General features: G+C 40.5%; 2 protein-coding genes. Both read right to left on the bottom strand.

Annotated elements, in window-relative coordinates; genetic code table 11:
• Positions 1-861: 861 nt before the first annotated feature.
• Positions 862-1,491: a class F sortase gene (locus BW944_RS14675; protein ID WP_076560957.1), complete on the bottom strand. Its 630-nt coding sequence runs from the start codon at positions 1,489-1,491 to the stop codon at positions 862-864.
• 57 nt (positions 1,492-1,548) lie between these two features.
• The gene (locus BW944_RS14680; RefSeq protein WP_076560959.1) at positions 1,549-2,109 is read right to left on the bottom strand and encodes a GNAT family N-acetyltransferase; all 561 of its coding nucleotides are present in this window, start codon (positions 2,107-2,109) and stop codon (positions 1,549-1,551) included.
• Positions 2,110-2,363: the final 254 nt, after the last annotated feature.

Raw genomic sequence — 2,363 nt, forward strand, 5'->3', positions numbered from 1 at the left:
AGAGGATTCTACGACTACCACATGCTTCTGGGAATCGAAAGAAAACGGAAGAAAAACGAAGGAATTCTAAGAATACATTAATATAAAGAGGGAGGTATTGAAAGTTCAATTAGTGGTCTGTCAGGAACCCAGGCACAAATAAGAGATAGCATTAATCGATTGACTGCTGAAGTTGAGACCCTGACTCAACAAATCTTTATAAGTAATATAATTCTAGGGGTAATCGCAATAACATTCGTAATTTACATAATTTTGAGCTTCTTTAAAAAATAAGCTATTCTGAAAATAAAGACTGCTTCTCATTAGTCATCCTATTTTTCTATGGTTTGTTTGATGTTTCTGACTGCTTTCTTGTAGAAGTCAAGTCGATTTTGCTCTTGTTTAATTCTTATGTCATTTATGATCGTAGTAATAATGAAAACAAAAAATTATTTTGGGAAATGCAAGAGGTGACTTTATCAGGCATACGGTTATTAATGCTATAAATATTTTATTGTTAATTCCTTTATTAGCACTGGGAGTAATCATGGTTTTTGGTACAAGGTTCGTTCAACAACCCGATTCCTATACAGCTGAAAACATCGTAGTAGGTTTAATTTATGCATTGTGGGCAGTGAGCTACTGGTTGCAGTTTAGGGTAACTTCTTACAAAAGTATCATGTCAATAAATATAGGTTTCATGGTGTTTCTTGCCTTATATGTATACTTTATTTATTATCCTATAACGTTTCTTGAACTTTTCGTAGAATGAATTCTCTATATATTTTTCCTTGTTCATTAATTAGATTAAAAATGGTTGTTTGAATTTTTGTGAAAACCCCCGATTCCTAGTTTGCATCGAGGGTTTCATAAATTGTACTATTAGCTTTTTAATTCTGTATAAACTACAAGCCTGTCCTCCCGACCATTAATGGATTCATTGAAGTCCCCTTCACAAGTGATGAGATTGAGAGTGCTGCGATGAGTGTAACCGAAAATATCTTTCACAGGAGAGTTGGTACGATCATAGACTTCTTTTCCGGTGACTTCGAATGTCAATGTCTTGCCTTCCTTGTTTTGAACGAGAACCTCATCTCCAGCTTCAAGCTTCTTCAAATCATAAAAAACGGCGGGATTCACGGTATCATCGACATGACCTGCGATAACGGAATTTCCGGCTGCTCCAGGCTTCGTTCCCGGTTCGAACCAGGCGACGTTTTCCATGCCGTCCGGTACTCCCATTCGTCCTTGTTCATCGACCCCAACATGCTCGACGTCCGCTTCGACGTCAATGGCAGGTATGGATAATGTGGAGGGAGTAATAGCTTCCCTTTCATCTTTTATGATCGGTTCCGTGTAATCGGAATCCTTTTTTGTCACAGGTTGGATGTCTGTATTCTCCTCTGTCTGAGCTTTTGTTTCTTTATCTGTTGTCGTTTTCTTATCTTCGCCGGATGAGCTCATGCATCCACTCAGTATGAGTAGTGTCAAAAGCAATATATATTTGTACATGGGGGATCCTCCTTTAACAAGCATACGGAAAAAAGAGATGGATGGATCATTTGGAAATCAAATTTTTTGCGACTGCTTCCATACTGATCTGGTCAGAGTCATATTGAGCGAATCGATCCATTCTCCCTCATGCTCCAGGTCCTCCTTGTCGATACTTGTAACGGTGAACCCGAGTGATTCATATACATGCCTAGCTCTCGGGTTGAAAGCGAATACGCTTAAGGTGACAGCATCAAGATCCGTTTCTTTGAACGCATGATCGAGAAAAAGTTTCGTCGCTTCTGTTCCAAGCCCGCGGTCGCGTCCGTCCGGTCCTATCAAAATACGGAAGTTCATGGAGTGCGTGTCTTCCTCATATAAGTTGAGAACGACTTCGCCGACGAGTGTGTCTGTTTCATTATCAATCACAGCAAGATCCAGTCGATCTGTCTGGTCATTTCTTGTCTGGTACCATTCCTTTACTTTCCCCTCGTCAAAAGATTCATCGCTTCCGGTCAACTTCAGGACGACGGGGTTTTTCAAACATTTCACGATGGAAGGGTAGTCTTCCTCCAAATGAAAAGGGCGAAGCGTCACTTTCTTTCCATAGAGATTCGGTTTACGGGATAAGTCGATCATAGAACATATTTGGCTCTCCCTAATCAAGTGTGCTTGACATTGAAAAAAGCAGAATCTTCCTCTAATGTTTAAGGTGACGAAACCAAAACATCGATAGAGAGGAAGATCTGCTTGTATAAACAGTTTACTACAGATGTCCTGCACCTACCAACCTTTACGTTGAATGATGAGGGAGAACGTGTGGAAGATGGCTGGATTCTCGGCGTCGAACCGAAGCCCCAGAGTCATCTCTGCCCGTTATGCTTCCAGGAAAG

Origin of the sequence: Salimicrobium flavidum (assembly GCF_900156645.1) — a bacterium.
GTDB lineage: Bacteria > Bacillota > Bacilli > Bacillales > Halobacillaceae > Salimicrobium > Salimicrobium flavidum.

Bases quoted from the DNA above. Each gene is read 5' to 3' on its own strand.
- BW944_RS14675 (WP_076560957.1), bottom strand. From the start codon at position 1,491: ATGTACAAATATATATTGCTTTTGACACTACTCATACTGAGTGGATGC.
- BW944_RS14680 (WP_076560959.1), bottom strand. From the start codon at position 2,109: ATGATCGACTTATCCCGTAAACCGAATCTCTATGGAAAGAAAGTGACG.